This is a genomic window from Bradyrhizobium sp. LTSP849 (genome assembly GCF_000938255.1).
In the GTDB taxonomy this organism is placed as follows: domain Bacteria; phylum Pseudomonadota; class Alphaproteobacteria; order Rhizobiales; family Xanthobacteraceae; genus Bradyrhizobium.
In genome coordinates this window covers 128,257-154,517 of record NZ_JYMR01000049.1, presented here as the reverse complement: position 1 = coordinate 154,517, position 26,261 = coordinate 128,257, and the positions used below count along the sequence as shown (strand labels likewise).

Annotated in this window: 36 protein-coding genes; 1 reads left to right on the top strand and 35 read right to left on the bottom strand. The window is 62.8% G+C overall.

Going from position 1 to position 26,261, the window contains the following annotated elements; genetic code table 11:
* Positions 1 to 36: 36 nt before the first annotated feature.
* The 34 genes from hisC to rpsL all read right to left on the bottom strand — a co-directional run bounded on the left by hisC (position 37) and on the right by rpsL (position 22,426).
* On the bottom strand, positions 37 to 1,095 hold the full coding sequence (gene hisC, locus UB31_RS27475) for a histidinol-phosphate transaminase (RefSeq protein ID WP_045013110.1): 1,059 nt from the start codon (positions 1,093 to 1,095) through the stop codon (positions 37 to 39).
* A gap of 199 nt (positions 1,096 to 1,294) precedes the next feature.
* On the bottom strand, positions 1,295 to 2,083 hold the full coding sequence (locus UB31_RS27470) for an SDR family NAD(P)-dependent oxidoreductase (protein WP_045008196.1): 789 nt from the start codon (positions 2,081 to 2,083) through the stop codon (positions 1,295 to 1,297).
* Positions 2,084 to 2,204: 121 nt separating this feature from the next.
* Entirely contained in the window at positions 2,205 to 3,041 is an 837-nt protein-coding gene (locus tag UB31_RS27465; protein WP_045013155.1) for a c-type cytochrome, read from the bottom strand.
* 122 nt (positions 3,042 to 3,163) lie between these two features.
* The gene (rplQ, locus tag UB31_RS27460) at positions 3,164 to 3,580 is read right to left on the bottom strand and encodes a 50S ribosomal protein L17 (RefSeq protein ID WP_045013109.1); all 417 of its coding nucleotides are present in this window, start codon (positions 3,578 to 3,580) and stop codon (positions 3,164 to 3,166) included.
* A 122-nt stretch (positions 3,581 to 3,702) separates the two neighbouring features.
* Positions 3,703 to 4,734: a DNA-directed RNA polymerase subunit alpha gene (locus UB31_RS27455; protein WP_045008198.1), complete on the bottom strand. Its 1,032-nt coding sequence runs from the start codon at positions 4,732 to 4,734 to the stop codon at positions 3,703 to 3,705.
* Positions 4,735 to 4,845: 111 nt separating this feature from the next.
* Entirely contained in the window at positions 4,846 to 5,235 is a 390-nt protein-coding gene (gene rpsK, locus UB31_RS27450; RefSeq protein ID WP_007603045.1) for a 30S ribosomal protein S11, read from the bottom strand.
* 123 nt (positions 5,236 to 5,358) lie between these two features.
* Positions 5,359 to 5,727, bottom strand: coding sequence for a 30S ribosomal protein S13 (rpsM, locus tag UB31_RS27445; RefSeq protein ID WP_045008199.1), 369 nt, complete (start codon positions 5,725 to 5,727; stop codon positions 5,359 to 5,361).
* A 187-nt stretch (positions 5,728 to 5,914) separates the two neighbouring features.
* Positions 5,915 to 6,781 (bottom strand): adenylate kinase, encoded by an 867-nt coding sequence (locus UB31_RS27440; RefSeq protein ID WP_045013108.1) that lies wholly within the window; start codon positions 6,779 to 6,781, stop codon positions 5,915 to 5,917.
* 271 nt (positions 6,782 to 7,052) lie between these two features.
* Positions 7,053 to 8,384 carry a preprotein translocase subunit SecY gene (gene secY, locus UB31_RS27435; RefSeq protein ID WP_045008201.1) on the bottom strand — a complete coding sequence of 444 codons (1,332 nt, stop codon included), beginning with the start codon at positions 8,382 to 8,384 and terminating at the stop codon, positions 7,053 to 7,055.
* 148 nt (positions 8,385 to 8,532) lie between these two features.
* Positions 8,533 to 9,018 carry a 50S ribosomal protein L15 gene (rplO, locus tag UB31_RS27430; protein ID WP_045008202.1) on the bottom strand — a complete coding sequence of 162 codons (486 nt, stop codon included), beginning with the start codon at positions 9,016 to 9,018 and terminating at the stop codon, positions 8,533 to 8,535.
* A 74-nt stretch (positions 9,019 to 9,092) separates the two neighbouring features.
* The gene (gene rpmD, locus UB31_RS27425) at positions 9,093 to 9,287 is read right to left on the bottom strand and encodes a 50S ribosomal protein L30 (protein WP_045008781.1); all 195 of its coding nucleotides are present in this window, start codon (positions 9,285 to 9,287) and stop codon (positions 9,093 to 9,095) included.
* Positions 9,288 to 9,312: 25 nt separating this feature from the next.
* Positions 9,313 to 9,903 (bottom strand): 30S ribosomal protein S5, encoded by a 591-nt coding sequence (rpsE, locus tag UB31_RS27420; protein ID WP_045013107.1) that lies wholly within the window; start codon positions 9,901 to 9,903, stop codon positions 9,313 to 9,315.
* Positions 9,904 to 9,947: 44 nt separating this feature from the next.
* Positions 9,948 to 10,310 (bottom strand): 50S ribosomal protein L18, encoded by a 363-nt coding sequence (gene rplR / locus UB31_RS27415; protein ID WP_027535305.1) that lies wholly within the window; start codon positions 10,308 to 10,310, stop codon positions 9,948 to 9,950.
* An 11-nt stretch (positions 10,311 to 10,321) separates the two neighbouring features.
* Entirely contained in the window at positions 10,322 to 10,855 is a 534-nt protein-coding gene (rplF, locus tag UB31_RS27410) for a 50S ribosomal protein L6 (protein WP_045008204.1), read from the bottom strand.
* Positions 10,856 to 10,871: 16 nt separating this feature from the next.
* Positions 10,872 to 11,270 carry a 30S ribosomal protein S8 gene (gene rpsH, locus UB31_RS27405; RefSeq protein ID WP_045008205.1) on the bottom strand — a complete coding sequence of 133 codons (399 nt, stop codon included), beginning with the start codon at positions 11,268 to 11,270 and terminating at the stop codon, positions 10,872 to 10,874.
* Between the two features lie 14 nt (positions 11,271 to 11,284).
* Positions 11,285 to 11,590, bottom strand: coding sequence for a 30S ribosomal protein S14 (gene rpsN, locus UB31_RS27400; RefSeq protein ID WP_045008206.1), 306 nt, complete (start codon positions 11,588 to 11,590; stop codon positions 11,285 to 11,287).
* Positions 11,591 to 11,636: 46 nt separating this feature from the next.
* Positions 11,637 to 12,194 carry a 50S ribosomal protein L5 gene (gene rplE, locus UB31_RS27395; RefSeq protein ID WP_045008207.1) on the bottom strand — a complete coding sequence of 186 codons (558 nt, stop codon included), beginning with the start codon at positions 12,192 to 12,194 and terminating at the stop codon, positions 11,637 to 11,639.
* Positions 12,187 to 12,501: a 50S ribosomal protein L24 gene (gene rplX, locus UB31_RS27390; protein ID WP_045008208.1), complete on the bottom strand. Its 315-nt coding sequence runs from the start codon at positions 12,499 to 12,501 to the stop codon at positions 12,187 to 12,189. Before rplX ends, rplE begins: the two co-directional genes overlap by 8 nt.
* On the bottom strand, positions 12,501 to 12,869 hold the full coding sequence (gene rplN, locus UB31_RS27385) for a 50S ribosomal protein L14 (protein WP_008549246.1): 369 nt from the start codon (positions 12,867 to 12,869) through the stop codon (positions 12,501 to 12,503). Before rplN ends, rplX begins: the two co-directional genes overlap by 1 nt.
* 83 nt (positions 12,870 to 12,952) lie before the next feature.
* Positions 12,953 to 13,201, bottom strand: a complete 249-nt coding sequence (rpsQ, locus tag UB31_RS27380; protein WP_045008209.1) for a 30S ribosomal protein S17 — start codon at positions 13,199 to 13,201, stop codon at positions 12,953 to 12,955.
* A 13-nt stretch (positions 13,202 to 13,214) separates the two neighbouring features.
* On the bottom strand, positions 13,215 to 13,421 hold the full coding sequence (gene rpmC, locus UB31_RS27375) for a 50S ribosomal protein L29 (protein WP_045008782.1): 207 nt from the start codon (positions 13,419 to 13,421) through the stop codon (positions 13,215 to 13,217).
* A 5-nt stretch (positions 13,422 to 13,426) separates the two neighbouring features.
* Positions 13,427 to 13,840: a 50S ribosomal protein L16 gene (gene rplP / locus UB31_RS27370; protein ID WP_045008210.1), complete on the bottom strand. Its 414-nt coding sequence runs from the start codon at positions 13,838 to 13,840 to the stop codon at positions 13,427 to 13,429.
* A 32-nt stretch (positions 13,841 to 13,872) separates the two neighbouring features.
* Positions 13,873 to 14,595 (bottom strand): 30S ribosomal protein S3, encoded by a 723-nt coding sequence (gene rpsC, locus UB31_RS27365; RefSeq protein WP_045008211.1) that lies wholly within the window; start codon positions 14,593 to 14,595, stop codon positions 13,873 to 13,875.
* A gap of 18 nt (positions 14,596 to 14,613) precedes the next feature.
* Positions 14,614 to 15,003 carry a 50S ribosomal protein L22 gene (gene rplV, locus UB31_RS27360; protein ID WP_045008212.1) on the bottom strand — a complete coding sequence of 130 codons (390 nt, stop codon included), beginning with the start codon at positions 15,001 to 15,003 and terminating at the stop codon, positions 14,614 to 14,616.
* 10 nt (positions 15,004 to 15,013) lie between these two features.
* Entirely contained in the window at positions 15,014 to 15,292 is a 279-nt protein-coding gene (rpsS, locus tag UB31_RS27355) for a 30S ribosomal protein S19 (protein ID WP_008136357.1), read from the bottom strand.
* Positions 15,293 to 15,304: 12 nt separating this feature from the next.
* Complete coding sequence (gene rplB / locus UB31_RS27350) at positions 15,305 to 16,138, bottom strand: 50S ribosomal protein L2 (RefSeq protein ID WP_045008213.1); 834 nt, start codon at positions 16,136 to 16,138, stop codon at positions 15,305 to 15,307.
* Positions 16,139 to 16,150: 12 nt separating this feature from the next.
* Complete coding sequence (locus UB31_RS27345) at positions 16,151 to 16,453, bottom strand: 50S ribosomal protein L23 (protein WP_045008214.1); 303 nt, start codon at positions 16,451 to 16,453, stop codon at positions 16,151 to 16,153.
* Entirely contained in the window at positions 16,450 to 17,070 is a 621-nt protein-coding gene (gene rplD, locus UB31_RS27340) for a 50S ribosomal protein L4 (protein ID WP_045008215.1), read from the bottom strand. Before rplD ends, UB31_RS27345 begins: the two co-directional genes overlap by 4 nt.
* Before the next feature lies 1 nt (position 17,071).
* On the bottom strand, positions 17,072 to 17,788 hold the full coding sequence (gene rplC, locus UB31_RS27335) for a 50S ribosomal protein L3 (RefSeq protein ID WP_045013106.1): 717 nt from the start codon (positions 17,786 to 17,788) through the stop codon (positions 17,072 to 17,074).
* Positions 17,789 to 17,841: 53 nt separating this feature from the next.
* Positions 17,842 to 18,150: a 30S ribosomal protein S10 gene (gene rpsJ / locus UB31_RS27330; RefSeq protein WP_002712302.1), complete on the bottom strand. Its 309-nt coding sequence runs from the start codon at positions 18,148 to 18,150 to the stop codon at positions 17,842 to 17,844.
* A gap of 85 nt (positions 18,151 to 18,235) precedes the next feature.
* Positions 18,236 to 19,426: an elongation factor Tu gene (gene tuf / locus UB31_RS27325; RefSeq protein WP_045008217.1), complete on the bottom strand. Its 1,191-nt coding sequence runs from the start codon at positions 19,424 to 19,426 to the stop codon at positions 18,236 to 18,238.
* Between the two features lie 39 nt (positions 19,427 to 19,465).
* Positions 19,466 to 21,538 carry an elongation factor G gene (fusA, locus tag UB31_RS27320; RefSeq protein ID WP_045008218.1) on the bottom strand — a complete coding sequence of 691 codons (2,073 nt, stop codon included), beginning with the start codon at positions 21,536 to 21,538 and terminating at the stop codon, positions 19,466 to 19,468.
* A 30-nt stretch (positions 21,539 to 21,568) separates the two neighbouring features.
* Positions 21,569 to 22,039, bottom strand: a complete 471-nt coding sequence (gene rpsG, locus UB31_RS27315) for a 30S ribosomal protein S7 (protein WP_045008219.1) — start codon at positions 22,037 to 22,039, stop codon at positions 21,569 to 21,571.
* Positions 22,040 to 22,054: 15 nt separating this feature from the next.
* On the bottom strand, positions 22,055 to 22,426 hold the full coding sequence (gene rpsL, locus UB31_RS27310) for a 30S ribosomal protein S12 (RefSeq protein WP_007603006.1): 372 nt from the start codon (positions 22,424 to 22,426) through the stop codon (positions 22,055 to 22,057).
* A 635-nt stretch (positions 22,427 to 23,061) separates the two neighbouring features.
* Here rpsL and UB31_RS27305 point away from each other — a divergent pair.
* Positions 23,062 to 24,297: an FAD-dependent oxidoreductase gene (locus UB31_RS27305; protein WP_045013105.1), complete on the top strand. Its 1,236-nt coding sequence runs from the start codon at positions 23,062 to 23,064 to the stop codon at positions 24,295 to 24,297.
* On the opposite strand, the gene UB31_RS27300 is transcribed toward UB31_RS27305, so the two are convergent.
* Complete coding sequence (locus tag UB31_RS27300; protein ID WP_045013104.1) at positions 24,228 to 26,243, bottom strand: ABC transporter ATP-binding protein; 2,016 nt, start codon at positions 26,241 to 26,243, stop codon at positions 24,228 to 24,230. The genes UB31_RS27305 and UB31_RS27300 overlap by 70 nt on opposite strands.
* Positions 26,244 to 26,261 lie beyond the last annotated feature (18 nt).

Sequence of the window (26,261 nt, the reverse complement as noted above, 5' to 3'; positions counted from 1 at the left end):
TGGGCAAAGGCGCATCCGCGCCGTGCCCACCTGTCGCTATCTCAATATCCGCGACAGAGCCGACAACAGCCGGTCGATCTGTTCATCCGTGCCGACGGTGATCCGCAGATAATCCGAGATACGGGGAGCGGTAAAGTGCCGGACGATCACCGCCTGCTCCCGCAGCGCTGCCGCAAGCGCGGCACCCTCATGCGCGGGATGGCGCGCGAAGACGAAGTTGGCCAGGGACGGCAGCACCTCGAAACCAGCTCCCTCAAGTCCGCTGGTCAGCCGCTGCCTTGCCTCGATCACGCGAGCGCGGCTCTGCTGGAAATAGGTTTCGTCCTCCAGTGAGGCGATGGCGCCGGCCTGGGCCGGTCGGCCCAGCGGATAGGAATTGAAGCTGTCCTTCACACGGGTCAGCGCTTCGATCAGATCGGCGTCACCGATCGCATAACCGATCCGCAGCCCGGCCAGAGCGCGGGACTTGGACATGGTCTGCACGACCAGAAGATTTCGATGGGAGGCAACCAGCGGGATCGCAGTCTCGGCGCCAAAATCAACATAGGCCTCGTCGATCACCACCGGCGCGTCCGGGTGCTGCTCCAATAGCGCAACGATTTCGCGGCGAGACAGCGCGATCCCCGTCGGCGCGTTCGGGTTCGGTACGATCAGGGCACCGGCCGGCCGACGATAATCAGCGACGCGGATTCGCATGGATTGATCGAGCGGCACAGCATCGTAGGCGATGCCGAACAGACGGCAGTAGACCGGATAGAAGCTGTAGGTGATGTCGGGAAAGAGCAACGGGGCATCGTGCTTCAGCAGAGCGGCGAAGGCATGCGCCAGCACTTCGTCAGAGCCGTTGCCGACAAACACCTGTTCAGGCTGCACCCGATGGTAGGCGGCCAGGGCCACCCGCAACGCGGTGGCTTGTGGGTCCGGATAAAGACGCAGCGTGTCGGCCGCTTCGCCCCGGATCGCTTCCAGGGCGCGCGGAGAAGGACCAAGCGGGTTTTCATTGGTGTTCAGCTTGACCAAATCCGCGATGCGGGGCTGTTCGCCCGGCACGTAGGGCTTCAGATCATGCGTCAAGCTGCTCCAGAAACGGCTCATTTTTCTGTCCGGATCCCTTTGATCTACGTCGGCGCTAAGCTGCCTCGACGAATGTCAGCTTTGCAGGGCGGGCAAAGGCGCATTTGCGCCACGCCCACCATCTTCTCAATACACGCAATCAAAGTGGTGGGCACGCTTCCGCCTTCGCTCTACGAGCTACGGCGGACAAGTCGCTTGGCCGACCCTACCATTCCTCGTGCTAGGCAATCGTATTGACGATGCCGCCCTCTGCCCTCAACGCCGCGCCGTTGGTCGCGGATGCTTCCTTGGACGCAACATAGATCACCATGTTGGCGATCTCCTCGACGCTGGCGAAGCGCTGGATCAGCGAGCTCGGGCGGTGTTGTTTGACGAAATTGGCCGCGGCTTCGTCCACTGACTGGCCGTTCTGCTTGGCGAGATCCTTCACGAAGGTCTCGACGCCCTCGGACATGGTCGGGCCCGGCAGCACGGAATTGACGGTGACGCCGGTGCCGCGGGTGAGCTGCGCCAAGCCACGCGCGACCGAGAGCTGGGCCGTCTTGCTCATGCCGTAGTGGATCATCTCGACGGGGATATTGAGTCCGGATTCCGAGGAGATGAAGACGATGCGGCCCCAATTGCGTTTCAGCATGCCGTTCAGATAGGCGCGCGAGAGCCGCACGCCGCTCATCACATTGACCTCGAAGAAGCGTGTCCAGTCTTCATCCGGGATGTCGAAAAAGTCCTTTGGCTCGAAGATGCCGGCATTGTTGATGAGGATGTCGACCTCGGGGAGCGCCGCGACAAGCGCCTTGCAACCCGCCGCAGTCGAGACGTCGGCGGCGATGCCGCGCACCTTGCCGCCCGCCGCTTCCAGCTTGCGCACGGCCGCATCGACCTTGTCCTGGCCGCGGCCGTTGATCACGACACTGGCGCCCGAGCCGGCAAGGCCCTTGGCGATGGCGTGGCCGATACCGGCGGTCGAGCCGGTCACGAGTGCGGTCTTTCCGGAAAGGTCGATGTTCATGCGATATCTCCATTGATGTCGGTGGAGATATCGTGCGGTACACAAGCCGCTTCAATCACCCCTCACCGACGCGTGAGCTTGCACGGCGCGCGAAGAGCGCGCGTTTGCCTACCCTACGGCGCTATTGGCGCGCCGGCAGCATCCGGACAAAGGCGACGATGGCGTCGAGGTCCTGCGGCGTCATCGTCGCGTAGCCAGCATAGGCCATTGGCGGCTTGAGCTTGTGGCCATCGCGCGCGATGCCTTGCGTAATCGCACGTTTTATTTCGTCATCACTCCAGCCGCCCAGGCCGACCGCGGGATCCGCGGTGATGTTGGCGGAGACGGATTCGCCCCACGGCCCCTTGAACGTCCGGCCGCCCTTGCCGCTGGCGGCCGCGAAATCGTGCACCACGGACGGGCCCTCCGGCGTGTGACATTCGAGGCAATGGGCGATGGTCAGGAGATAGCGGCCGCGCGCGAGCTTGTCGGCCAATTCGGGCTCGCTCGCCTGCTTGCCGGCATAGGTCGGCGTTTCCGGCTTCAGCGCGATCTTGTATTCCGGTGCGGGCGTTTCGTGATGTATGGCGGGCACCGAGCGCAAGTAAGCGGTGAGCGCATCGAGATCGCGGGCCGTGAGCACGGTGTAGAATTCGGTCGGCATGATCGGCGCGATCGCCGTCCCGTTCGGCTTGATGCCGCTGACCAGAAACCGCTTCAACTCTGCATCGGTCCAATTGCCGATGCCGGTGTCCCTGTCCGGTGTGATGTTGGAGCCGGTGACCTTGAAGGCCGGCTCGTCAAAGGTCTGTCCGCCGGAAAGCGCGCGCGTGAGATCGAGGCCCTGAGGGCCGCGCGGGGTGTGGCAGTTGTGGCAGACCATTACGCTGTTGACGAGATAGGCGCCGCGCTCGACCAGCGTCTCGCCGAAGGCCGGCGTCATCGAGAGCGCCAGCGCAATCCCAAACACAATCCTCATCATAGCCCCCCGGCCAGAATCGCGTTCACCAAGACGATCATGCGCGGCATGAGATATCGCCGCTTCACACAAAAAAGCGGCGCCCAGGGGCGCCGCTTTCTCAAAACTCAGTACCGGTCGGCTTACGCCGCCTCGGCTTCCTTCGCCAGCACCGGACCGGAGTCCTTGCCCTTGGCATCGACGTCGCGGTCGACGAACTCGATCACGGCCATCGGCGCGTTGTCGCCGTAGCGGAAGCCAGCCTTGATGATGCGGGTGTAGCCGCCCTGACGATCCTTGTAGCGGGTAGCGATCGTGTCGAAGAGCTTCCTGACCTGATCCTTGTCGCGCATCTCGGAGATGGCCTGGCGGCGCAGGGCCAGTCCGCCCTTCTTGCCGAGGGTGACGAGCTTCTCCACGATCGGGCGCAATTCCTTCGCCTTCGGGAGCGTGGTGACGATCTGCTCATGCTTGATCAGCGCGGCGCACATGTTCGCGAACATCGCCTTGCGATGCTCGGCGGTGCGGTTGAGCTTCCGATGAACCTTGCCGTGACGCATATGTCTATTCCTTACGTAAAAAACTGCCGCGACGGTTCGTCGGACGTTTTGCTCAGGTGGGCTGCCTGCGTTCGCCCGCTAAAGCGCGACGAATTCGCGCTTTAGCCTGTCGTGAGTTCGGATCAGTAATGATCCTCGAAGCGCTTGGCGAGCTCGTCGATGTTTTCCGGCGGCCAGCCCGGCACTTCCATGCCGAGGTGCAGACCCATCTGAGCCAGCACTTCCTTGATCTCGTTCAGCGACTTGCGGCCGAAGTTCGGGGTACGAAGCATTTCCGCTTCCGACTTCTGCACGAGGTCGCCGATGTAGACGATGTTGTCGTTCTTCAGACAGTTGGCCGAACGCACCGACAGCTCGAGCTCGTCCACCTTCTTGAGGAAGGCCGGGTTGAAGGCGAGGTCCGGGATGATCTCCTGGGCGACTTCCTTGCGCGGCTCTTCGAAGTTGACGAACACGTTGAGCTGGTCCTGGAGGATACGCGCGGCATAGGCCACGGAATCATCCGGCGTCAGCGCGCCGTTGGTCTCGATCGTCATGGTCAGCTTGTCGTAGTCGAGGATCTGGCCTTCGCGGGTGTTCTCGACCTTGTAGGAGACCTTGCGGACCGGCGAGTACAGGCTGTCGACCGGGATCAGGCCGATCGGCGCGTCCTCGGGACGGTTGCGTTCGGCCGGCACGTAGCCCTTGCCGGTCGCGACCGTGAACTCCATGCGGATCTCGGCGCCCTCGTCGAGCGTGCAGATCTGGAGGTCGGGGTTGAGCACCACCACGTCGCCCACCGTCTGGATGTCACCGGCGGTGACGACGCCCGGGCCCTGCTTCTTCACGACCATGCGCTTGGGGCCTTCGCCCTGCATCTTGATCGCGATGTCCTTGATGTTGAGCACGATGTCGGTGACGTCCTCACGAACGCCAGCGATCGAGGAGAACTCGTGCAGCACGCCGTCGATGTGCACCGACTGCACCGCCGCGCCCTGGAGCGAGGAGAGCAGGATGCGGCGCAACGCGTTGCCGAGAGTCTGGCCGAAGCCGCGCTCGAGCGGCTCGGCGACGATGGTCGCAAAGCGGATCGGATCGCTGCCAGGCTGCACCTGGAGCTTGTTCGGCCGAATCAGTTCTTGCCAATTTTTCTGGATCGTCACTGTTTCACCCATACAGGCCAGTCAAACTGCTGTTGCAGACACTGGCGTTGGAGAAAGGCCGCGGATCATTCCCGCGGCTTTGCAAAAAGTCATCGCGGGCGACGATGCGCCCGCAACTTCGTATCAGACGCGCCGACGCTTGCGCGGACGGCAGCCGTTGTGCGGGATCGTGGTCACGTCGCGAATCGAGGTGACGGTGAAGCCCGCGGCCTGGAGCGCGCGCAGCGCCGATTCGCGGCCCGAACCGGGACCGGCGACTTCGACTTCCAGCGTGCGCATGCCATGTTCCTGCGCCTTCTTGGACACGTCTTCAGCTGCGACCTGCGCGGCATACGGGGTCGACTTGCGCGAGCCCTTGAAGCCCATCGTGCCGGCGGAGGACCAGGCAATCGTGTTGCCCTGCGCATCGGTGATGGTGATGGTCGTGTTGTTGAACGACGAGTTCACGTGCGCGACGCCGGAGGCGATGTTCTTGCGCTCACGACGACGAACGCGGGTGGCTTCCTTGCCCATAGAGTACCTTTCCTGAAGATCTCAAACGCCGCCGTAATGCCAGCGGCTACACCTGTGGAACGAAAGGCGCGTGGCGAACGGGCTACCCCTGTTCGCCACACGCCGCGATTGGATTCGAAAAACTTACTTCTTCTTGCCGGCGATGGCCTTGGCCGGGCCCTTGCGCGTGCGCGCATTGGTGTGGGTACGCTGACCGCGCACCGGCAGACCGCGACGATGACGCAGGCCGCGATAGCAGCCGAGGTCCATCAGACGCTTGATGTTGATACCGACCTCACGACGCAGATCGCCCTCGACGAGATAGTCGCGGTCGATGACTTCGCGGATCTGAAGCACTTCGGCATCGCTGAGCTGATTGACGCGACGATCCGCGGGGATCTTCACCTTCTCGATGATCTCGCCGGCGATCTTCTCGCCGATGCCATGGATATACTGGAGCGCGATCAGCACGCGCTTGTTGGTGGGGATGTTCACGCCGGCAATACGGGCCAAGGCCTTCTCTCCTGTCGCCGATCCCTCGTCAGGAATCGCGCTTTAAGTGCTTGTTTTCTCGGGCAGGTGTTCACAAACGCGAACACGACGCCCACCCCCGGTCTTCCTGGGGCCCGGCATCGTCTGAAACTATCCGACTTGGATGCGGGGCTTATTAAGGGATTCAGGGGGCTTTCGTCAACCGCTGCTAGCGCTTAGCTCGCTTTTTCGTGACCTTTTTTGCGGCCTTTTTGGCACCCTTTTTGACAGCCCTCTTGGGGGCCGTTTTGGGCGCCTTCTTTACGGACTTCTTAGCCGTCTTCTTGGCGCCCTTCACGGCCTTCTTGGCCGTCTTTTTGGCTGATTCAGCGGATTTTTCGGCCTTTTTGGCTGTTTTCGCCGGCTTTTTGGCCGCCTTGGCTTTCTTGGCCACCGTTTTGGCGGGGGCTGATTTTGCCGCGCTCCGGTTGTGGCTCTTGGGTTCGATCGCCCCCAGCGCCAGCAACAGGCGGTGGATAGCGCGGGTTACCTCGTCAATAGCCATCATGCCATCGATGGTCGAGAGCTTCCGCCGCTCGGAATAGTAGTGAATCAGGGGTTCCGTCAGGCTGCGGTAGCTGGCTAACCGCTTGGTCAGGACCTCCGGGGTGTCGTCGACCCGGACCTCCTCGCCGCGCTCCCGCATCTGGGCCACACGGGTCTCGACGCGACTCAAAAGCGCACTCTCGTTGACGCGAAGCTCGATCACCGCATCGAGCTTCATGTGCTTGTGCTTCAGCAGCTCGTCCAGCGCCTCGGCCTGCGGCACGGTGCGCGGGAAACCGTCGAGAATGAAACCGTGCCTTGCGTCCGGCTGATCGATCCGATCGGAGATGATTCCAACCACGACCTCGTCGGGCACGAGCCCGCCGCCGGCCATGATTTCCTTGGCCTTCAGCCCGACCGGCGTTCCGGCCGCGACGGCTGCGCGCAGCATCTCGCCGGTCGAGAGCTGGACGATGCCATAGCGCTGCAACAGCAGCTGCGCCTGGGTCCCCTTGCCCGACCCCGGCGGCCCCAGAAGTATAATTCTCATCGGCGTACGCCCCCCGGATTGGTGAGCGATATGTCGCGCACCTGTGTTTGAAGTTCGATAAACAGTGCAAACCATAATCGGCGCCGCACCGCTACCCATATCATAGGGGAGCGGATGCCCGGACGCCAAGAAGGCCTTTGAAATCAGTGATTGCGTCGCAGGGAGAGCAGCTCTGCCGATGCGACCGAACGGTCGGTCCTGCACCTCGAAGAAGCCGCGCATCTGCGCGCGCGGCGAATCGGCGATGTCAGTCCAAAGAGGACGCCGGGCCTTAGCGGCGACGGCCCCGCAGCTTCGACTTCCGGATCAGCCCTTCATACTGATGGGCGAGCAGATAGCCCTGCACCTGCGCCACCGTGTCCATGGTGACACTGACGACGATCAGCAGCGACGTGCCGCCGAAGTAGAACGGCACCGAGGCGTAGGAGATCAGGATCTCCGGGATCAAGCAGACGATCGCAAGATAGATCGCGCCGAGCACGGTGACGCGCGACAGCACGTAGTCGATATATTCCGCAGTGCGCTCGCCGGGACGGATGCCTGGGATGAAGCCGCCGTGCTTCTTCAGATTGTCCGCGGTCTCGGTCGGGTTGAACACGATCGCGGTATAGAAGAAGGCGAAGAACACGATCAGCGCCAGATAGAGGATCAGGAACAGCGGGCGGCCGTGGCCGAGCTGGGTAGTGATCCACTGGAACCATTCCGGCCCGCTGCCCGCGTTGAAGTTCGCAACCGTGGTCGGCAGCAACAGCAGGGAGGACGCGAAGATCGGCGGGATCACGCCCGAGGTGTTGAGCTTGAGCGGCAGATGCGAGGACTGGCCCTCGAACATCTTGTTGCCGACCTGGCGCTTCGGATACTGGATCAGGAGCCGGCGCTGCGCGCGCTCCATGAACACGATGAAGGCGATCACGGCGACCGCCATCACGATCACGACCAGGATCAGGCCGGTCGACATCGCGCCCTGACGGCCGAGTTCGAGCATGTTGGCGAGCGCCGCCGGCAGCTCGGCGACGATGCCGGAAAGAATGATCAGCGAGATGCCGTTGCCGATGCCGCGCGAGGTGATCTGCTCGCCCAGCCACATCAGGAACATGGTGCCGCCGGTCAGCGTGATCGCGGTGGAGATACGGAAGAACATGCCGGGGTCGCTGACGACGTTGCCGGCGCCCTCGAGACCGACCGCGATGCCATAGGACTGGAACGCGGCCAGGATCACGGTGAGATAGCGGGTGTACTGGTTCAGCAGCTTGCGGCCGGACTCACCCTCCTTCTTCAGCGCCTCGAGCTGTGGCGAGACGGTGGTCAGGAGCTGGATGATGATCGAGGCCGAAATGTACGGCATGATGTTCAGCGCGAAGATAGCCATGCGGTGGATGCCACCGCCGGCGAACATATTGAACATGCCGAGGATACCGCCCGCCTGGGAACGGAACACCTGTTCCCAGATGTTGGGGTCGATGCCGGGCAGCGGTATGTAGGTGCCGAGCCGGTAAACCAGCAGCGCGCCCAGGGTGAACCAGATGCGCTTCTTCAGCTCGTCGGCCTTGGCGAACGCGCCGAAATTGAGGTTGGCTGCCAGTTGTTCCGCTGCTGAGGCCATATTGGACTTTCTCCCGCCGCCGTTTACGCCGTCATGCCCGCAGCCGGGCAACTCGGCGGACGCCGGACATTATCTGGTGCTCGGCTTCGATAAGTCCATCGTCCCGCATGCGTAAAGGCCCGCGAGGCGCGGGCCAATGACGCAGTTGTTACGCCGCCTCGCCTTCTTCCTTGGCAGGGGCGAGGATCTTCACCGAGCCGCCGGCCTTCTCGACCGCCGCGATCGCGGTCTTCGTGGCGCCGTGCACTTCGATGTTGAGCTTGGCCTTGAGCTCGCCACGGCCGAGCAACCGCAGGCCGGCCTTGGCGCGGCGCAGCACGCCGGCCTTCACCAAAGCCTCGACATTCACGACGCTGCCGGCGTCGATCTTCTTGGCATCGACCGCTTCCTGGAGTCGGTCGAGATTGATCTCGCCGAACTCGACGCGGAAGATGTTGGTGAAGCCGCGCTTCGGCAGGCGCCGATGCAGCGGCATCTGGCCGCCTTCGAAACCCTTGATGCGCACGCCCGAACGCGCGGTCTGGCCCTTGCCACCGCGGCCAGCCTGCTTGCCCTTACCCGAACCGATGCCGCGGCCGACGCGCATACGCTTCTTGCGCGAGCCGGCGTTGTCGGCGATATCGCTGAGCTTCATCGCCCTGCTCCTTGTTTCTTGCGCATGATCTCGCCCGAAAACCGGTACCCGGTTTGCGGGATCACGCGCCTTGCTTACTTCTCGTCGACGACGCGGACGAGATGGTGAACTTTTTCGATCATGCCGCGGATCGCCGGAGTGTCCGGCAGTTCGCTGACACGGCCGATCTTGTTGAGCTTGAGCCCGATCAGCGTCGAGCGCTGCGAGTGGTGGCGGCGGATCGCGCTGCCGGTCTGCTCAAGCTTGATCGTCTTTGCGGCTTTGGCCATCATGGTCTACTCCGAAAAGCTTCCGTTACTCGGCAACCGCCTCGGCATCGCCACCGATGCGGCGGGCCTGGAGGGTGGACACCTTGATATTGCGGCGGGCTGCGACCGAACGCGGCGAATCCTGGTGCTTCAGCGCGTCGAAGGTCGCGCGCACCATGTTGTACGGGTTCGACGAGCCGATCGACTTCGCGACCACGTCCTGGACGCCGAGCGTCTCGAACACGGCGCGCATCGGGCCGCCGGCGATGATGCCGGTACCGGCCGGAGCGGCACGCAGATAAACACGGCCCGCGCCATGACGGCCGGCGATGTCGTGATGCAGCGTGCGGCCCTCGCGCAGCGACACGCGGGTCAGGTTGCGCTTGGCGGATTCGGTGGCCTTGCGGATCGCCTCAGGCACTTCGCGCGCCTTGCCGTGACCGAAGCCGGCGCGGCCCTTCTGGTCGCCGATCACGACCAGCGCAGCGAAACCGAAGCGCTTGCCGCCCTTGACGACCTTGGCCACGCGGTTGATGTGGACGAGCTTGTCGACGAACTCGCTGTCACGCTCTTCGCGCTGCTGGCGGTCACGTCCGCCGCGTTGATCGCGTCCACCACGTTGTTCGCGTTCTGCCATTTTTCCAATCCTTCAGAGGCTTACGCCTCAATCCTCAAATTCTGTTAGAAGCTCAGCCCACTCTCACGCGCCGCGTCGGCAAGAGCCTTGACGCGCCCGTGGTAGAGATAGCTGCCGCGATCGAACACGACTTCCTTGACGCCCTTCTCGGCGGCGCGCTCGGCCAGCAGCTTGCCGACCGCCTTCGCCGCATCGATGTCGGCTCCGGTCTTGCCGCCGTCGCGCATCGACTTCTCGAGCGACGAGGCAGAGGCCAACGTCTCGCCCTTCAGGTCGTCGATGACCTGGGCGTAGATGTGCTTGGACGACCGGAATACGGACAGACGCGGACGGCCGGCACCGGAGCGGCGCAGCTTCAGCCGCACACTCCGCTTGCGCCGGGCATTCGTAACCTTGGCTTTCGACATGACCGGCTCCGTTACTTCTTCTTGCCTTCCTTGCGGAAGATGAATTCGCCAACATACTTCACGCCCTTGCCCTTGTAGGGCTCCGGCGGACGATAGGAGCGAATCTCGGCGGCGACCTGGCCGACGCGCTGAATGTCGCTGCCCGTCACCGTGATTTCGGTCGGCTTCGGCACGGTGATCGTGATCCCTTCCGGGATCGCATAGACCACGTCGTGGCTGTAACCGAGCGCGAGCTGGAGGTTCTTGCCCTGCAGCGCGGCGCGGTAACCGACGCCGGTGATTTCGAGCTTCTTCTCGAAGCCCTTGGTGACGCCTTCGACCAGATTCGCGACCTGGGCGCGAGCGGTGCCGTACAGCGCCCGCGCGCGATTGGTCTCGACCCGCGGGTTCACCTTGACCTGGCCGCTATCAAGCTTCACCTCGACGTCGTCATGGACGACGAATTGAAGCTGGCCCTTCGGCCCCTTCATCTTGACGGTCTGCCCGTCGACGGTCGCGGTCACACCCGACGGCACCGCAACCGGCCTTTTGCCAACACGTGACATGGATCAAAAATCCTTCTCAGAACACCGTGAAGAGAACTTCGCCGCCCACGTTCGCTTCACGCGCACTGTGGTCAGCCATGATTCCCTTCGGCGTCGACAACACCGAAATGCCGAGTCCGTTATTGACCCGCGGCAGGTTCTTCACCGAGGCATAAACGCGACGCCCGGGCTTGGAGACCCGCTCGATCTCGCGGATGACGGGCTCGCCGTCGAAATACTTCAGCTCGATCTCGATCTCGCTGCGGCCCGAGGAATGCTCGAGCGTGGCGTAACCGCGGATGTAGCCCTCGCTCTTCAGCACTTCGAGGACGTTTTCGCGCATCTTCGAACCAGGCGTGGAGACCTTGTTCTTGGCACGCATCTGCGCGTTGCGGATACGGGTGATCAGATCGCTGATTGGATCGTGCGTAGACATCTAAACGACCCTCCTTACCAGCTCGACTTCACGAGGCCCGGGACCATGCCCTTGGAGCCAAGGTCGCGCAGCGCGATGCGGGACAGCTTGTTCAAGCGGTAGACCGAACGCGGGCGGCCCGACAGCTCGCAACGCAAGCGGATGCGGGTCGCCGACGAATTGCGCGGCATTTCCGCAAGCTTCAGGGTCGCGGCAAACCGCTCCTCCATCGGCAGCGTCTTGTCGGCGATGATCGCCTTCAACCGTTCGCGCTTCGGGGCGGCGTTCTTCGTCATCCGCTTGCGCCGGTTGTTCTTCTCGATTGAACTCTTCTTTGCCATGCTTGGCTCCTGGGTATCCGCGTTTGAGAGGCTTTAGGTCAGCGTCTCACTGCCGGAACGGGAAATTGAAAGCGGTCAACAAGGCCCTCGCCTCGTCGTCGGTCTTGGCCGTGGTGCAGACGGTGATGTCCATACCGCGGGCCTCGGTGACCTTGTCGAAGTCGATCTCGGGGAAAATGATATGTTCCTTGATGCCGAGCGAATAGTTGCCGCGGCCGTCGAAGCTCTTCGGGTTCAGGCCGCGGAAGTCGCGGACGCGCGGCAGCGCGACCGTCACCAGGCGATCGATGAACTCGTACATACGGGCCTTGCGCAGCGTGACCTTGCAGCCGATCGGCTGATTCTCACGCAGCTTGAAGGTCGCGATCGCGATACGCGAATAGGTCACGATCGCCTTCTGGCCGGCGATCAGGGTCAGTTCGGCGGCGGCGTTCTCGGCCTTCTTGCGGTCGTTGACGGAATCGCCAACGCCCATGTTCAGCACGATCTTGTCCAGACGCGGAACCTGCATGACGTTCTCATAACCGAACTTCTCGGTCATTTCCGTCCGGATCTTCGCGTCGTATTCCGCCCGCAGGCGCGGCGTGTAAGCGGCCTCAGCCATCGATCTCAGCTCCCGAACGCTTGGCGACGCGGACCTTCTTGCCGTCCGCCAAAATCTTGAATCCGACGCGCGTCGGCTTTCCGTCCTTGCCGAGATACGCGATGTTGGACAGTTGGACCGGCGCCTCTTTCGAGATGATGCCGCCCTCCTGGGCCTGCGTCTGCTTCTGGTGGCGCTTGACCATGTTGATGCCGCGCACGAGCGCCGTGCCGGCGTCCGGACGCACTTCGAACACTTCGCCGCTGCGACCCTTGTCGCGGCCGTTCAGCACGATGACCTTGTCACCCTTGCGGATCTTCGCTGCCATCACAGCACCTCCGGCGCGAGCGAGATGATCTTCATGTGGTTCTTGGCGCGCAGCTCGCGCGGCACGGGCCCGAAGATACGGGTACCGACCGGCTCGGCCTGGTTGTTGATCAGGACGGCGGCGTTGCGGTCGAAGCGGATGACCGAACCGTCAGCGCGGCGGATGTCCTTGCGGACACGCACCACGACGGCCTTCATCACGTCGCCCTTCTTCACCTTGCCACGCGGAATCGCTTCCTTGATCGAGACGACAATGATGTCGCCGATCGTGGCGTAGCGGCGCTTGGAGCCCCCGAGCACCTTGATACACATGACACGGCGTGCGCCAGAATTATCGGCCACGTCGAGGTTGGTCTGCATCTGAATCATTGATGCACCTCGTCCTCTTCTCTTTGCGCCAGCCTAGCCGGCGCTCAACATTTACCTGAAGTCAGTCGGCCAAAGCCAACAGATCAGGCGCTTTTCTTGTGTTCGCCCCGGATCACGATCCAGCGCTTCAACTTCGAAATCGGCTTCGATTCCTCGATCCACACCACATCGCCCGGCTTGTACTCGTTGCCTTCGTCGTGCGCGTGGTAGTTCTTCGAACGGCGGATCGTCTTCTTGTAAATCGGGTGCGTGAAACGGCGATCGACGCGCACCACGACGGTCTTGGCTGTCTTGTCGCTGACGACCACGCCTTGCAAAGTACGTTTTGGCATCTTCGTAAGCCTCTTACTTCTTCTTCGCGCGCTGCTGCGCGGCGACAGTCTTGATCCGGGCGATGTCACGGCGGGCCTCGCGCAGGCGCGAGGTATTCTCGAGCTGCCCGGTGGCGCGCTGGAAGCGCAGGTTGAAGCGCTCCTTCTTCAAATTCAGGACGGCGTCATCCTGCTGGTCGGGGCTCAGCGCGCGGATGTCTTCGATCTTCATCTGGGCCATGGCCATTACTCCGCAATACGTTCGACGAAGCGCGTCTTGATCGGCAGCTTGGCGGCCGCCAGCGTCAGCGCTTCCTTCGCGGTCTGCACCGTGACGCCGTCGATCTCGAAAAGCACCCGGCCCGGCTTGACGCGCGCGACCCACAGTTCCGGCGCACCCTTGCCGGAGCCCATTCGGACTTCGGCCGGCTTCTTCGACACCGGAACGTCGGGGAACACGCGGATCCAGACGCGGCCGGCGCGCTTCATGTGGCGCGTCAGAGCGCGGCGGGCGGCTTCGATCTGGCGCGCGGTGACGCGCTCCGGCTCGGTCGCCTTCAGGCCGAACTGGCCGAACGCCAACGTCGCGCCCGAAGTCGCCACGCCGTGGATACGGCCCTTATGCGCCTTCCGGAACTTCGTTTTCTTAGGTTGCATCATGGCTTCAAGCCCTCAAATTCTCTGTGCTGGCGTCAGGCCGCAGCGTTGTCACGGCGCTGCCGGCCGCCGCCACCACCGCCACCCGTCTCGCCTTCGGCCATTCTCTTGTCCTGGGCCATCGGATCGTGCTCGAGGATCTCGCCCTTGAAGATCCAGACCTTGACGCCGCAGGTGCCGAAGGTCGTGAACGCGGTCGCAACGCCGTAGTCGATGTCGGCGCGCAGCGTGTGCAGCGGCACGCGACCTTCGCGGTACCACTCCATGCGCGCGATTTCCGCACCGCCCAGACGACCCGAGCAGTTGATGCGGATGCCTTCCGCGCCGAGACGCATCGCCGACTGCACGGCGCGCTTCATGGCGCGGCGGAACGCAACGCGGCGCTCGAGCTGCTGCGCGATCGACTCGGCCACCAGCGTCGAATCGAGCTCCGGCTTGCGGATCTCGACGATGTTGATGACGACGTCGGACGACGTGATGTCCGCGACCTTCTTGCGCAGCTTGTCGATGTCGGCGCCCTTCTTGCCGATTACCACGCCCGGACGGGCGGAGTGGATCGTGACGCGGCACTTCTTGTGCGGACGCTCAATGATGATGCGGGCGACGGCCGCCTGCTTGAGCTCCTTATGCAGGATCTCGCGGATCTTGACGTCCTCGTGCAAGAGCTTGCCGTATTCCTGCTTGCCGGCGAACCAGCGGGAATCCCAGGTCCGGTTGATGCCCAGACGCAGACCGATCGGATTGATCTTTTGACCCATCGTTTTCTCCTGCGTCCCTTAAGCCGCTGCTGCTTCGGCTTCGACCTGACGCACAATGATCGTCAGCTGCGAAAATGGTTTGTAGACACGGCCCGAGCGACCGCGGCCGCGCGCTGCAAAGCGCTTCATCACGAGGCCGTTGCCGACGAAAGCCTGGGTCACGACGAGATCGTCGACGTCCAGGTCGTGGTTGTTCTCGGCATTCGCGATCGCCGACTCCAGGCACTTCTTCACGTCGACCGCGATCCGCTTGCGCGAAAACTGCAGGTCGGCGAGTGCCGCAGACGCCTTCCGGCCGCGAATGAGCTGGGCGACCAGATTGAGCTTCTGCGGGCTCACCCGCAGCATCCGGGCGACCGCCTTGGCCTCGTTCTCGGCGAGGCTCCGTTCGCGCTTAGGTTTGCTCATCGTTTAATCCTCAAGCCTTCTTGGCTTTCTTGTCACCGGAGTGGCCATGGAAGGTCCGGGTCGGCGAGAACTCGCCGAACTTGTGACCGACCATTTCCTCGTTGACCGCTACCGGAACGTGCTTCTGACCGTTGTAGACGCCGAAGGTCAGGCCGACGAACTGCGGCAGGATGGTCGAGCGACGGCTCCAGATCTTGATGACGTCGTGACGGCCGGACGCGCGCGCGGCATCTGCCTTCTTGAGCAGAGAACCCTCGACGAACGGGCCTTTCCAGACTGAACGAACCATGTCCGGCGTTCCTTACTTCTTCCGCTTGTGGCGGCTTAGGAGAATGAATTTGTTGGTCGACTTGTTGCTGCGGGTCTTCTTGCCCTTGGTCGGCTTGCCCCACGGGGTGACCGGGTGGCGACCGCCCGAGGTACGACCTTCACCACCGCCGTGCGGATGGTCGATCGGGTTCATCGAAACGCCGCGGTTATGCGGCTTACGGCCCAGCCAACGGTTACGGCCGGCCTTGCCGATCGACGTGTTCATGTGATCGGGGTTCGACACCGCGCCGATCGTGGCGCGGCAACGGCCGTGCACCAGGCGCTGCTCGCCCGAGTTCAGGCGGATGATCACGTAGTCATGATCGCGACCGACGAGCTGGGCATAGGTGCCCGCGGAACGAGCGAACTGGCCGCCCTTCCCGATCTTGGTCTCGATGTTGTGGATGATCGTGCCGACCGGCATGTTGCCGAGCGGCATGACGTTGCCCGGCTTCACGTCGACATAGTTGCCGGCGATGATGGTGTCACCCACGGCCAGGCGCTGCGGCGCCAGGATGTAGGCCTGCTCGCCGTCCTCATATTTGATCAGCGCAATGAAGCCGCTACGGTTCGGATCGTACTCGAGCCGCTCGACGGTCGCAGGAACATCGATCTTGTCGCGCTTGAAGTCGACGGTGCGCAGCGTCCTCTTGTGGCCGCCGCCGCGGAAACGCACGGTGATGCGGCCCGTGTTGTTGCGGCCGCCATTGGAGTGCTTGCCTTCGGTGAGCGCCTTGACCGGCTTGCCCTTGTAGAGCGCCGAACGATCGACCAAGACCAGCTGGCGCTGGCCCGGCGTCGTGGGATTGAATGTCTTCAGTGCCATCGTCGTACGACCTTACAGACCGGTGGTGACGTCGATCCGGTGGCCCTCTTCGAGGGTCACGATCGCGCGCTTGGTGTTCGACTGCGAGCCGAGATTGCCGCGGAAGATCTTGGTCTTGCCCTTGCGGATCAGCGTGTTGACGCTCTTGACCTTGACGTCAAACAGCTTCTCGATCGCTTCCTTGATCTGCGGCTTGGTCGCCTTCGCGGCCACCTTGAACAGAACCTTGTTGTGCTCGGACGCCAGCGTCGCCTTTTCGGTGACGACCGGGGCGACGATCACGTCGTAATGGCGGGGCTCGATGTTCTTCGTCATTTGAAGCGCGCCTCCAGCGCATCGATGGCGGCCTTGGTCAGAACCAGCTTCCGGCGGCGCAGGATGTCATAGACGTTGATGCCCTGGATCGGCAGCACGTCCATGTTCGGAATGTTGCGAGCCGCAGCGGCAAAGCCGTTGTTGAGCTCGGCACCGTCGATGATCAGCGCGTTGGTCAAGCCCAGACCAGAGAAGTGACCGATCAGCGCCTTGGTCTTGGCGGCTTCCAGCGCGGCCTTGTCGATCACCAGGAGATCGCCGTCCTTGGCCTTGGCCGACAGCGCATGCTTGAGAGCAAGCGCTCGGACCTTCTTCGGCAGGCCGGTTTCGTGCGAACGCACCACCGGACCGAAGGCACGACCGCCGCCGCGGAACTGCGGCACGCGGGCCGAGCCGTGACGAGCACCGCCGGTGCCCTTCTGCTTGTACATCTTCTTGCCGGTGCGCCAGATCTCGGCGCGGCCCTTGGCTTTGTGGGTGCCGGCCTGACGCTTGTTGAGCTGCCACTGCACGCAACGTGCAAGGATGTCCTGGCGCGGCTCAAGACCGAAAATGGTGTCGGAAAGCTGGACCGAGCCGGCTTCCTTGCCCTCGAGGGTGGTGACCTTCAATTCCATCTCACGCACCCTCTTGCTGGGCCGAGGCTTCCGCTTCGCCGCCCGCAACCTTGAACTTGCCGGGCTTCGGAGCTTCCTTCGGCAGCGGCTTCTTGACGGCGTCGCGCACGCGGATCCAACCGCCCTTGGAGCCGGGAACGGCGCCTTCGACGAGGATCAGGCCGCGCTCGACATCGGTCTGGACGACGCGAAGGTTGAGCGTGGTGATGCGATCGACACCCATGTGGCCGGGCATCTTCTTGTTCTTCCAGGTTTTGCCCGGGTCCTGACGGCCACCGGTCGAACCGATCGAGCGGTGCGAGACCGACACGCCGTGGGTGGCGCGCAGACCGCCGAAGTTCCAGCGCTTCATACCGCCGGCAAACCCCTTACCGACCGAGGTGCCGGTGACATCGACGAACTGGCCGACGACGAAGTGGTCGGCCAGGATCTCGGCGCCAACCGGGATCATGGCATCCGCGGAGACGCGGAATTCCTCGACCTGCCGCTTCGGCTCGACCTTGGCGACCGCGAACTGGCCGCGCTCTGCCTTGGGCAGATACACGGTCTTGCGGCTGCCCGACCCGAGCTGGAGCGCGACGTAGCCGTTCTTCTCTTCAGTGCGGTGGGCTACGACCTGGCAATTGCCGAGCTTCAGCACGGTCACGGGGATATGTTCGCCGGCCTCTGTAAAGACCCGCGTCATCCCGACCTTTTGTGCGATCACTCCGGAGCGCATCGGCGTGCTTCCTGTTCTTTCTGTCCGCAAGTAGCGAACGTGATCCAAAAATCTTAGAGCTTGATCTCGACGTCGACACCGGCGGCCAGGTCGAGCTTCATCAAAGCATCGACGGTCTGCGGGGTCGGATCGACGATGTCGAGCAGGCGCTTGTGAGTGCGCATCTCGAACTGCTCGCGACTCTTCTTGTCGACGTGCGGCGAACGGTTGACGGTGAACTTCTCGATGCGGGTCGGCAGCGGAATGGGTCCGCGAACCTGCGCACCGGTGCGCTTCGCCGTGTTCACGATCTCGCGGGTCGACGTATCGAGGATACGATGGTCGAACGCCTTGAGACGGATACGAATATTTTGGCCGTTCATTGCCGTGTCTTTCTTAGTGAGTGGCGAGTAGCGAACAGCGAATGGATTTCATCCACTCGCCACTCGCCATTCCCTATTTGCGTAGTTACTCGATGATCGAGGCGACGACGCCGGCGCCGACGGTACGGCCACCTTCGCGGATCGCGAAGCGGAGCTTCTCTTCCATCGCGATCGGCACGATCAGGTGCACTTCCATCGCGATGTTGTCGCCCGGCATCACCATCTCGGTACCTTCCGGCAGATGCACGACACCGGTCACGTCGGTGGTGCGGAAGTAGAACTGCGGGCGGTAGTTGGTGAAGAACGGGGTGTGGCGACCGCCCTCTTCCTTGGTGAGGATGTAGGCCTCAGCCTTGAACTTGGTGTGCGGCTTGACCGAACCCGGCTTGCAGAGCACCTGGCCGCGCTCGACGTCCTCGCGCTTGGTACCGCGGAGCAGCGCACCGATGTTGTCGCCGGCCTGGCCCTGATCGAGCAGCTTGCGGAACATTTCGACACCGGTGACCGTGGTCTTCTGGGTCGCACGCAGACCGACGATCTCGATTTCCTCGCCGACCTTGACGATGCCGCGCTCGACACGGCCGGTCACCACGGTGCCGCGGCCCGAGATCGAGAACACGTCTTCCACCGGCATCAGGAACGGCTGGTCGATCGGACGCTCCGGCTGCGGAATGTATTCGTCGACCTTCGCCATCAACTCGAGAATGGCGTCATGGCCGAGCGTCTTGTCCTTATCTTCGAGGGCGGCCAGAGCCGACCCCTTGACGATCGGGATGGTGTCGCCAGGAAAATCGTACTTCGAAAGCAGCTCGCGAACTTCGAGCTCGACCAGTTCGAGCAGTTCCGGATCGTCGACCATGTCGCACTTGTTGAGGAACACGACGAGCGCGGGCACGCCGACCTGGCGGGCGAGCAGGATGTGCTCGCGGGTCTGCGGCATCGGGCCGTCAGCAGCCGACACGACCAGAATCGCGCCGTCCATCTGGGCAGCGCCGGTGATCATGTTCTTCACGTAGTCGGCGTGGCCGGGGCAGTCGACGTGGGCGTAGTGGCGGTTCTTGGTCTCGTACTCGACGTGTGCGGTCGAGATGGTGATGCCGCGCGCCTTCTCTTCCGGCGCCTTGTCGATCTGGTCGTACGCCGTGAACGTCGCACCGCCGGTCTCGGCGAGGATCTTGGTGATCGCAGCCGTCAACGACGTCTTGCCATGGTCGACGTGACCGATGGTGCCGATGTTGCAGTGCGGCTTGTTACGTTCAAACTTTGCTTTGGCCATTTGACTCTCCGTTCAATCGTCAGCTCGAGACGACGATAATCAGGCAAACTTCTTTTGGACTTCTGCCGACACGTTCGCCGGCGCTTCTGCGTAGTGGTCGAATTGCATCGTGAAGGTTGCGCGACCCTGGCTCATCGAGCGCAGGTTATTCACGTAACCGAACATGTTCATGAGCGGCACCATCGCGTTGATGACGTTGGCGTTGCCGCGCATGTCTTGACCCTGGATCTGACCGCGCCGGGAATTCAGGTCGCCGATGACCGAGCCGGTGTAGTCTTCCGGGGTCACCACTTCGACCTTCATGATCGGCTCGAGCAGGACGGACTTGCCCTTCTGCAAGGCTTCGCGGAATGCCGCGCGCGATGCGATTTCGAAGGCGAGCGCCGACGAGTCGACGTCGTGATACTTGCCGTCGACGAGCTGAACCTTGACGTCGACCACGGGGAAGCCCGCGACGACACCAGAGCCCATCACGCTGTTGAGGCCCTTTTCGACGCCGGGGATATATTCCTTCGGCACCGCGCCGCCGACGATCTTCGACTCGAACTCGTAGCCCTTGCCGGGCTCGTTCGGCTCGACGACGATCGACACTTCGGCGAACTGACCGGTACCGCCGGTCTGCTTCTTGTGGGTGTACTTGACCTCGGCCCTCTTGGTCACGCGCTCACGGAACGCCACCTGCGGCGCGCCGATGTTCGCATCGACCTTGTAGGTGCGGCGGAGGATGTCGACCTTGATGTCGAGATGGAGTTCGCCCATGCCCTTGAGGATGGTCTGGCCGGACTCCTGGTCGGTCGACACGCGGAAGGACGGATCCTCCGCAGCGAGCTTCGCCAGCGCCACGCCCAGCTTTTCCTGGTCGGCCTTGGACTTCGGCTCGATCGCGATCTCGATGACCGGCTCGGGGAATTCCATCTTTTCGAGGATCACGGCCTTATCGGGATCGCACAGCGTGTCACCGGTGCGCGCTTCCTTCAGGCCTGCCAGCGCGACGATGTCGCCGGCATAGGCTTCCTTGATGTCTTCGCGGTTGTTCGCATGCATCAGCAACATGCGGCCGATGCGCTCCTTGCGGTCGCGCGTCGAATTGATGACACCGGTACCCGACAGCAGCGTGCCGGAATAGATACGGCAGAAGGTGATGGTGCCGACGAACGGGTCGTCCATGATCTTGAACGCCAGCAGAGCCAGCGGCTCCTTGTCGTCCGGCAGACGAACGACCTCGTTGCCGTCTTCATCGACACCCTTGATGGCGGGCACGTCGACCGGCGAAGGCAGATAATCCACGACCGCGTCGAGCAAGGGCTGCACACCCTTGTTCTTGAACGCCGAGCCGCACAATACCGGGAAGAACGCGCCAGTCAGCACGGCCTTGCGGATCAAGCGCTTCAACGTCGCCTCATCGGGCTCGTTGCCGTCGAGGTAAGCGGCAAGAACTTCGTCGTCGAGCTCGACGGCGGCTTCCAACAGCTTCTCGCGATATTCCTTGGCCTTCTCGACCATGTCCTCAGGAATATCGATGTCGACGAACTTGGCGTCGAGCTTCTCTTCTTCCCAGACCACGCCCTTCATACGGACGAGATCGACCAGACCCTTGAAGTTGTTCTCGGAGCCGATCGGAAGCTGGATCGCGATCGGCTTTGCACCGAGGCGATCGATAATATCCTGCATGCACTTGTAGAAGTCGGCGCCGGTCTTATCCATCTTGTTGGCGAAGACGATGCGCGGAACCCTGTACTTGTCGCCCTGGCGCCAGACGGTCTCGGTCTGAGGCTCGACGCCCTGGTTGGAGTCGAGCACGCACACGGCGCCGTCGAGCACGCGCAAGCTGCGCTCGACCTCGATGGTGAAGTCGACGTGGCCGGGAGTGTCGATGATGTTGAGACGCTTGCCTTCCCAGAACGCGGTGGTCGCGGCCGACGTAATCGTAATGCCGCGCTCCTGCTCCTGCTCCATCCAGTCCATCGTCGCGGCACCTTCGTGCACTTCGCCGATCTTGTGGCTCTTGCCGGTGTAATAGAGGATGCGCTCGGTGGTCGTAGTCTTGCCGGCATCGATATGCGCCATGATACCGAAGTTGCGGTAATTCTCTATGGCATGAACGCGGGGCATGGAGTGTTCCTTAGATTCCGTGTGTCGCCGTTACCAGCGATAGTGCGAGAAGGCACGGTTGGCTTCCGCCATCCGGTGCACGTCTTCGCGCTTCTTGACGGCGTTACCCCGGCTGTTCGATGCGTCCAGAAGCTCGGCCGAAAGCCGCTCGGTCATCGTCTTCTCGTTGCGCTCGCGCGCAGCCGAAATCAGCCAGCGAATGCCCAGCGCCTGCCGGCGCACCGAGCGAACCTCGACCGGAACCTGATAGGTCGCGCCGCCGACGCGGCGGGAGCGCACTTCGATCGTCGGCATGACGTTCTCAAGTGCCTGCTCGAACACGCCGAGCGGGTTCTGCTTGGTCTTGGATTCGATGAGACCGAGCGCACCGTAGACGATGCCTTCGGCAACCGACTTCTTGCCGGCATACATCACCGAGTTCATGAACTTCGTGATGATGATGTTCCCGAACTTGGGATCCGGCAGAACTTCGCGCTTTTCCGCTGAGTGACGACGAGACATGGACCTGGTTCCCGCTTACTTCGGACGCTTGGCGCCGTACTTCGAACGGCGCTGCTTACGGTTCTTGACGCCCTGGGTATCCAGAACGCCGCGGAGGATGTGGTAGCGCACGCCGGGCAAATCCTTGACGCGACCGCCGCGGATCATGACCACCGAGTGCTCCTGGAGGTTATGGCCCTCGCCGGGGATGTAGCCGATCACCTCGAAGCCGTTGGTCAGGCGCACCTTGGCGACCTTACGAAGCGCCGAGTTCGGCTTCTTCGGGGTCGTGGTGTAGACGCGCGTGCAAACGCCGCGCTTCTGCGGCGACTGCTGCAGCGCCGGCACCTTCTTGCGCGACTTCTGCACTTCCCGCGGTTGTGCGATCAGCTGGTTGATCGTCGGCATTCTGGCCTTCACCCTTTTTCTGCCGCGGCCCGTGACCGGGTCCGCAAATTCTTCTCAAGCAACCCGCCCGACGGGGCCGCCACGCACGGAACATCCGCACAAAGCGAAATCGCGCCAACCGCTCATCACTGAGTGGAAAGCGCTTCGACGCCACAGAGGACCGCAGTCTTGGGCCAACCAGCAAACGCTGCGGCCCACGCACCGAGGTCATGCATCCGAGTTCGATCTCAAGAGAACGTGCTCAAGAGAACTAAAATCGCCTGGCATTGCCTAGCTATAATCGACAGCGTTTGAGCGGCATTCGTCGAGGTTGGTGCCTGCCGAGCGACCCCAGAGGGATCAGGCAGGTGCTCCGTACCGACGTTGGCGATGCTCACCGCCTGTCGTTAAGTGAGGGGGTTCTATAAGTGGGAATCGATCAAGTCAAGGCGAAACGACAGTCACGAAGCGCTGGTTGCGCCTGTCAAAATCGCCGCTTAGCCGCCCTCACCCCGCTTTCTGCATATGGGATCGAAGCGCCCGTTCTGCCACCCAAAGATTAATTATATCCGGGTAAAATATACTTTTATAACCAGTGCTAAGGCTTTTTTTCCTCTTCGTGCGTCAATCTGCCCCCTTCGGCAGAGACAGGCGTCATGCGGTACACCGACATTGCTATCATCGGCGGGGGACTTGCCGGCTCGACCGCCGCCGCAATGCTCGGCCGAACCGGCATTTCGACCGTGCTGATCGATCCGCATGCGACCTATCCGGCCGATTTTCGCGTCGAAAAACTCAGCGGTCACACCCAGGTCGAGCGATTCCTGCGGACCGGAATCGCCGACTCAGTGCTGCGCCGCGCGACTTTTGCCGGCGAAAACTGGATCTCGCGATTCGGTCATCTCCTCGACAAGGCGCCGAGCCGGCAGTTCAACATCCTCTACGATTCCCTGGTCAACGCGATCCGCGACGAGATCCCCGAGAATGTCGAGCGCGTCTGGGCCAAGGCGGTGTCGATCGAAACGAGCCCGGAGCGGCAGAGAATCACGCTCGCCAACGACACCACGGTCTCGGCCCGCCTCATCGTGCTCGCCAACGGATTGAACGTCGGCCTGCGCCATCAGCTCGGCATCACGCGCAAGGTCATCAGTGCCTGCCATTCGATCTCGATCGGGTTCGACATCGTGCCGGCCGGAAGGACCTCGTTCGATTTTCCGGCACTGACCTATTTCTCGGAGCGGCCGAGCGACCGCATCCCCTACATCACGCTGTTTCCGATCGGCACGCGGATGCGCGCCAATTTGTTCGTCTACCGCGGCTTCGACGATCCCTGGCTGCGTGAGCTGCGCCGCGCACCTAGCGAGACACTGGACGCCGCCCTGCCGCGGCTGAAGCGCATCACCGGCCCCTTCGACATCGCGGGCGAGATGAAGATCCGCCCGGTCGATCTCTATGTGAACGACGCCAGCCATCAGCCTGGCCTGGTGCTGGTGGGCGACGCCTTCTCAACCTCCTGCCCGGTCGCCGGCACCGGCTGCGACAAGGTGTTCACCGACGTCGAGCGGCTCTGCAACGTCCACGTCCCGCAGTGGCTGGCTTCCGACGGGATGGACGCGGACAAGCTCGCCACCTTCTACGCCGATCCGGTCAAGCGGGCTTGCGATGAATGGTCGGCGGCTAAGGCGTTCGACTTCCGCTCCGTTTCGGTCGCGACGAGCCCGTACTGGACGGCGCAGCGCTGGGCGCGCTTCTTCGCGTGGTCGACCCAGGGACTATTGCGACGGCTTGGCGGCGTGTTCCATCTGGAGCCGAACTTCCTCGGTCACTCCTCCTCGTCGTCCTCGTCCTCATCATCCTCGTCGTCCTCGTCGTCGCTATCGTCGTCGGCGTGAGCCGCAGCGCCGTGGGGCTGGTGGATCTGATCGTTCCACAGCTGGCGATAGGTGCCGTTCTTGGCGAGCAGTTCGGCGTGCGAGCCGCGCTCGATCGCCCTGCCCCCTGAAATCACGATGATCTCGTCCATCTCGACCACCGAGGTCAGGCGGTGGGTCGACCAGATCATGGTGCGGCCCTTGGCGACCTTCAGTAGCGTGCGGTTGATCGCGGCCTCCGTGGTCTGGTCCAGCGCCGAGGTCGCCTCATCCAGCAGCAGCACGGAGGGATTGCGGATGACCGCGCGCGCGATCGCGATGCGCTGGCGCTGGCCGCCCGACAAGGTATCGCCGCGCTCGCCGACCGGCGTGTCGTAGCGCTGCGGCAGGCTCATGATGTAGCGGTGGATCTCGGCCTTCTTGGCCGCCTCCGCCACCTCCTCGTCGGTCGCGCCCTCCTTGCCGAGGCGGATGTTCTCGCGGATCGACATGTTGAACAACATGTTCTCCTGGAACACGACCGCCATGCTCCGGCGCAGCGAATCCAGCGTCACCTTGCGGACATCGACGCCGTCGATGGTGACGCGGCCCTCGTCCGGCACATAGAGCCGCAGGATCAGATTGAGCAGCGTGCTCTTGCCGGAGCCTGAGGGGCCGACGATGGCGATGCGCTTGCCGACGTTGAGCTTGAGGCTGAGATTGTCCAGCACCGGCGTCTGGCTGCCCTCGTACTGGAACGTCACATGGTCGAAGGTGATGTCGTGGGTAATGCGCGGCAGATCTGGCGCGCCGGGACGATCGGCGCCGCGCGTCGGTTCGTCCAGGAGTTCCTGGATGTGGCGGACCGCGGCGGCCGAGGAGATCGACACCGGGATGAAATGCATGACATGGGCGATGTTGTAGGACACCTCCCAGAACGCGCTCTCGAACGTGACGAAGGTGCCGATGGTGATCTGGCCCTTGGTCGCCAGATAGGCGCCGATCGCGAGCACCACGAGGTGCAGCAGCAGCACCGAGATGGTGACCGTCCGCTCCACCATGGTCGACAGGAACGCCGCCGACGCCATCCTGTTGCGCGTCTCGTCGTTGCGGAAGCTGAAGAAGCCGAACATCCTGCGTTGCAGGCTGAACGCCTTGATCACGGCCTGCGCCGCCACGTTCTCCTGCACCATGCCGAGCAGCGCGGATTCGTTGAGCTTCTGCTCGTAATTCGCCTGCACCGCCTTCGGCGTCAGCATGCGCGGGCCGATCAGCGTGATCGGAAACACCAAGAGCGCGACCACCGCGAGCTGCCAGTTGAGGAAGAACATCAGGATGATGCCGGCGATCAACTCCAGGAACGGCAACGCCGCACTGTTGGCGAAGGTCTTGACCGAGCCTTCGAAGGCAGCGAGGTCGACGGAAAAGCGCGACAGGATCTCGCCGCGTTTGGTGCGGCCGAAATAGGCCGCCGGCAGGTCCTGGATGTGCTCGAACAGCCGCTTGCGAACGTCGGCGATGATGCAGGCAGCTAACCGCGCGTCCCAGCGCTCGTACCAGACCGCCACGATCGAGGTGAAGATGCCGGCGACCGCGAGCACACCGAGGATCTTGTACAGCGCCTGGAAGTCTTCCTCGCCGAGCGCGTCGTCGATCAGGAATTTCAGGCTGAGCGGCATGATGACGTTGAACAGCGTCTCGACCATGACGCCGAACGCTACATACGCCAATGTCCGCTTGTAGTTGGAGAGATGGGGTTTGACGAAACCCCAGATGGTTGCGAGCGCGCCGGCGGCTTCGCGGGCGGTAAATACGACGAGGTCCTCGTCCTCATCGTCGTCGTCGAGCTCAAGCTCGTCGTCCTCGTCTTCGTCGTCCTCGTCGTCTTCAAGCTCGGGCTTGTCTGCGGCCACGAGTTTGTCTTCCAGCTCCGTCGCCTCTTGCGCAGCGAGCTTCTGTTTGTCGGGAGAGAGAGGCCTGGACGCCATGAAACCAACCGATGCTGA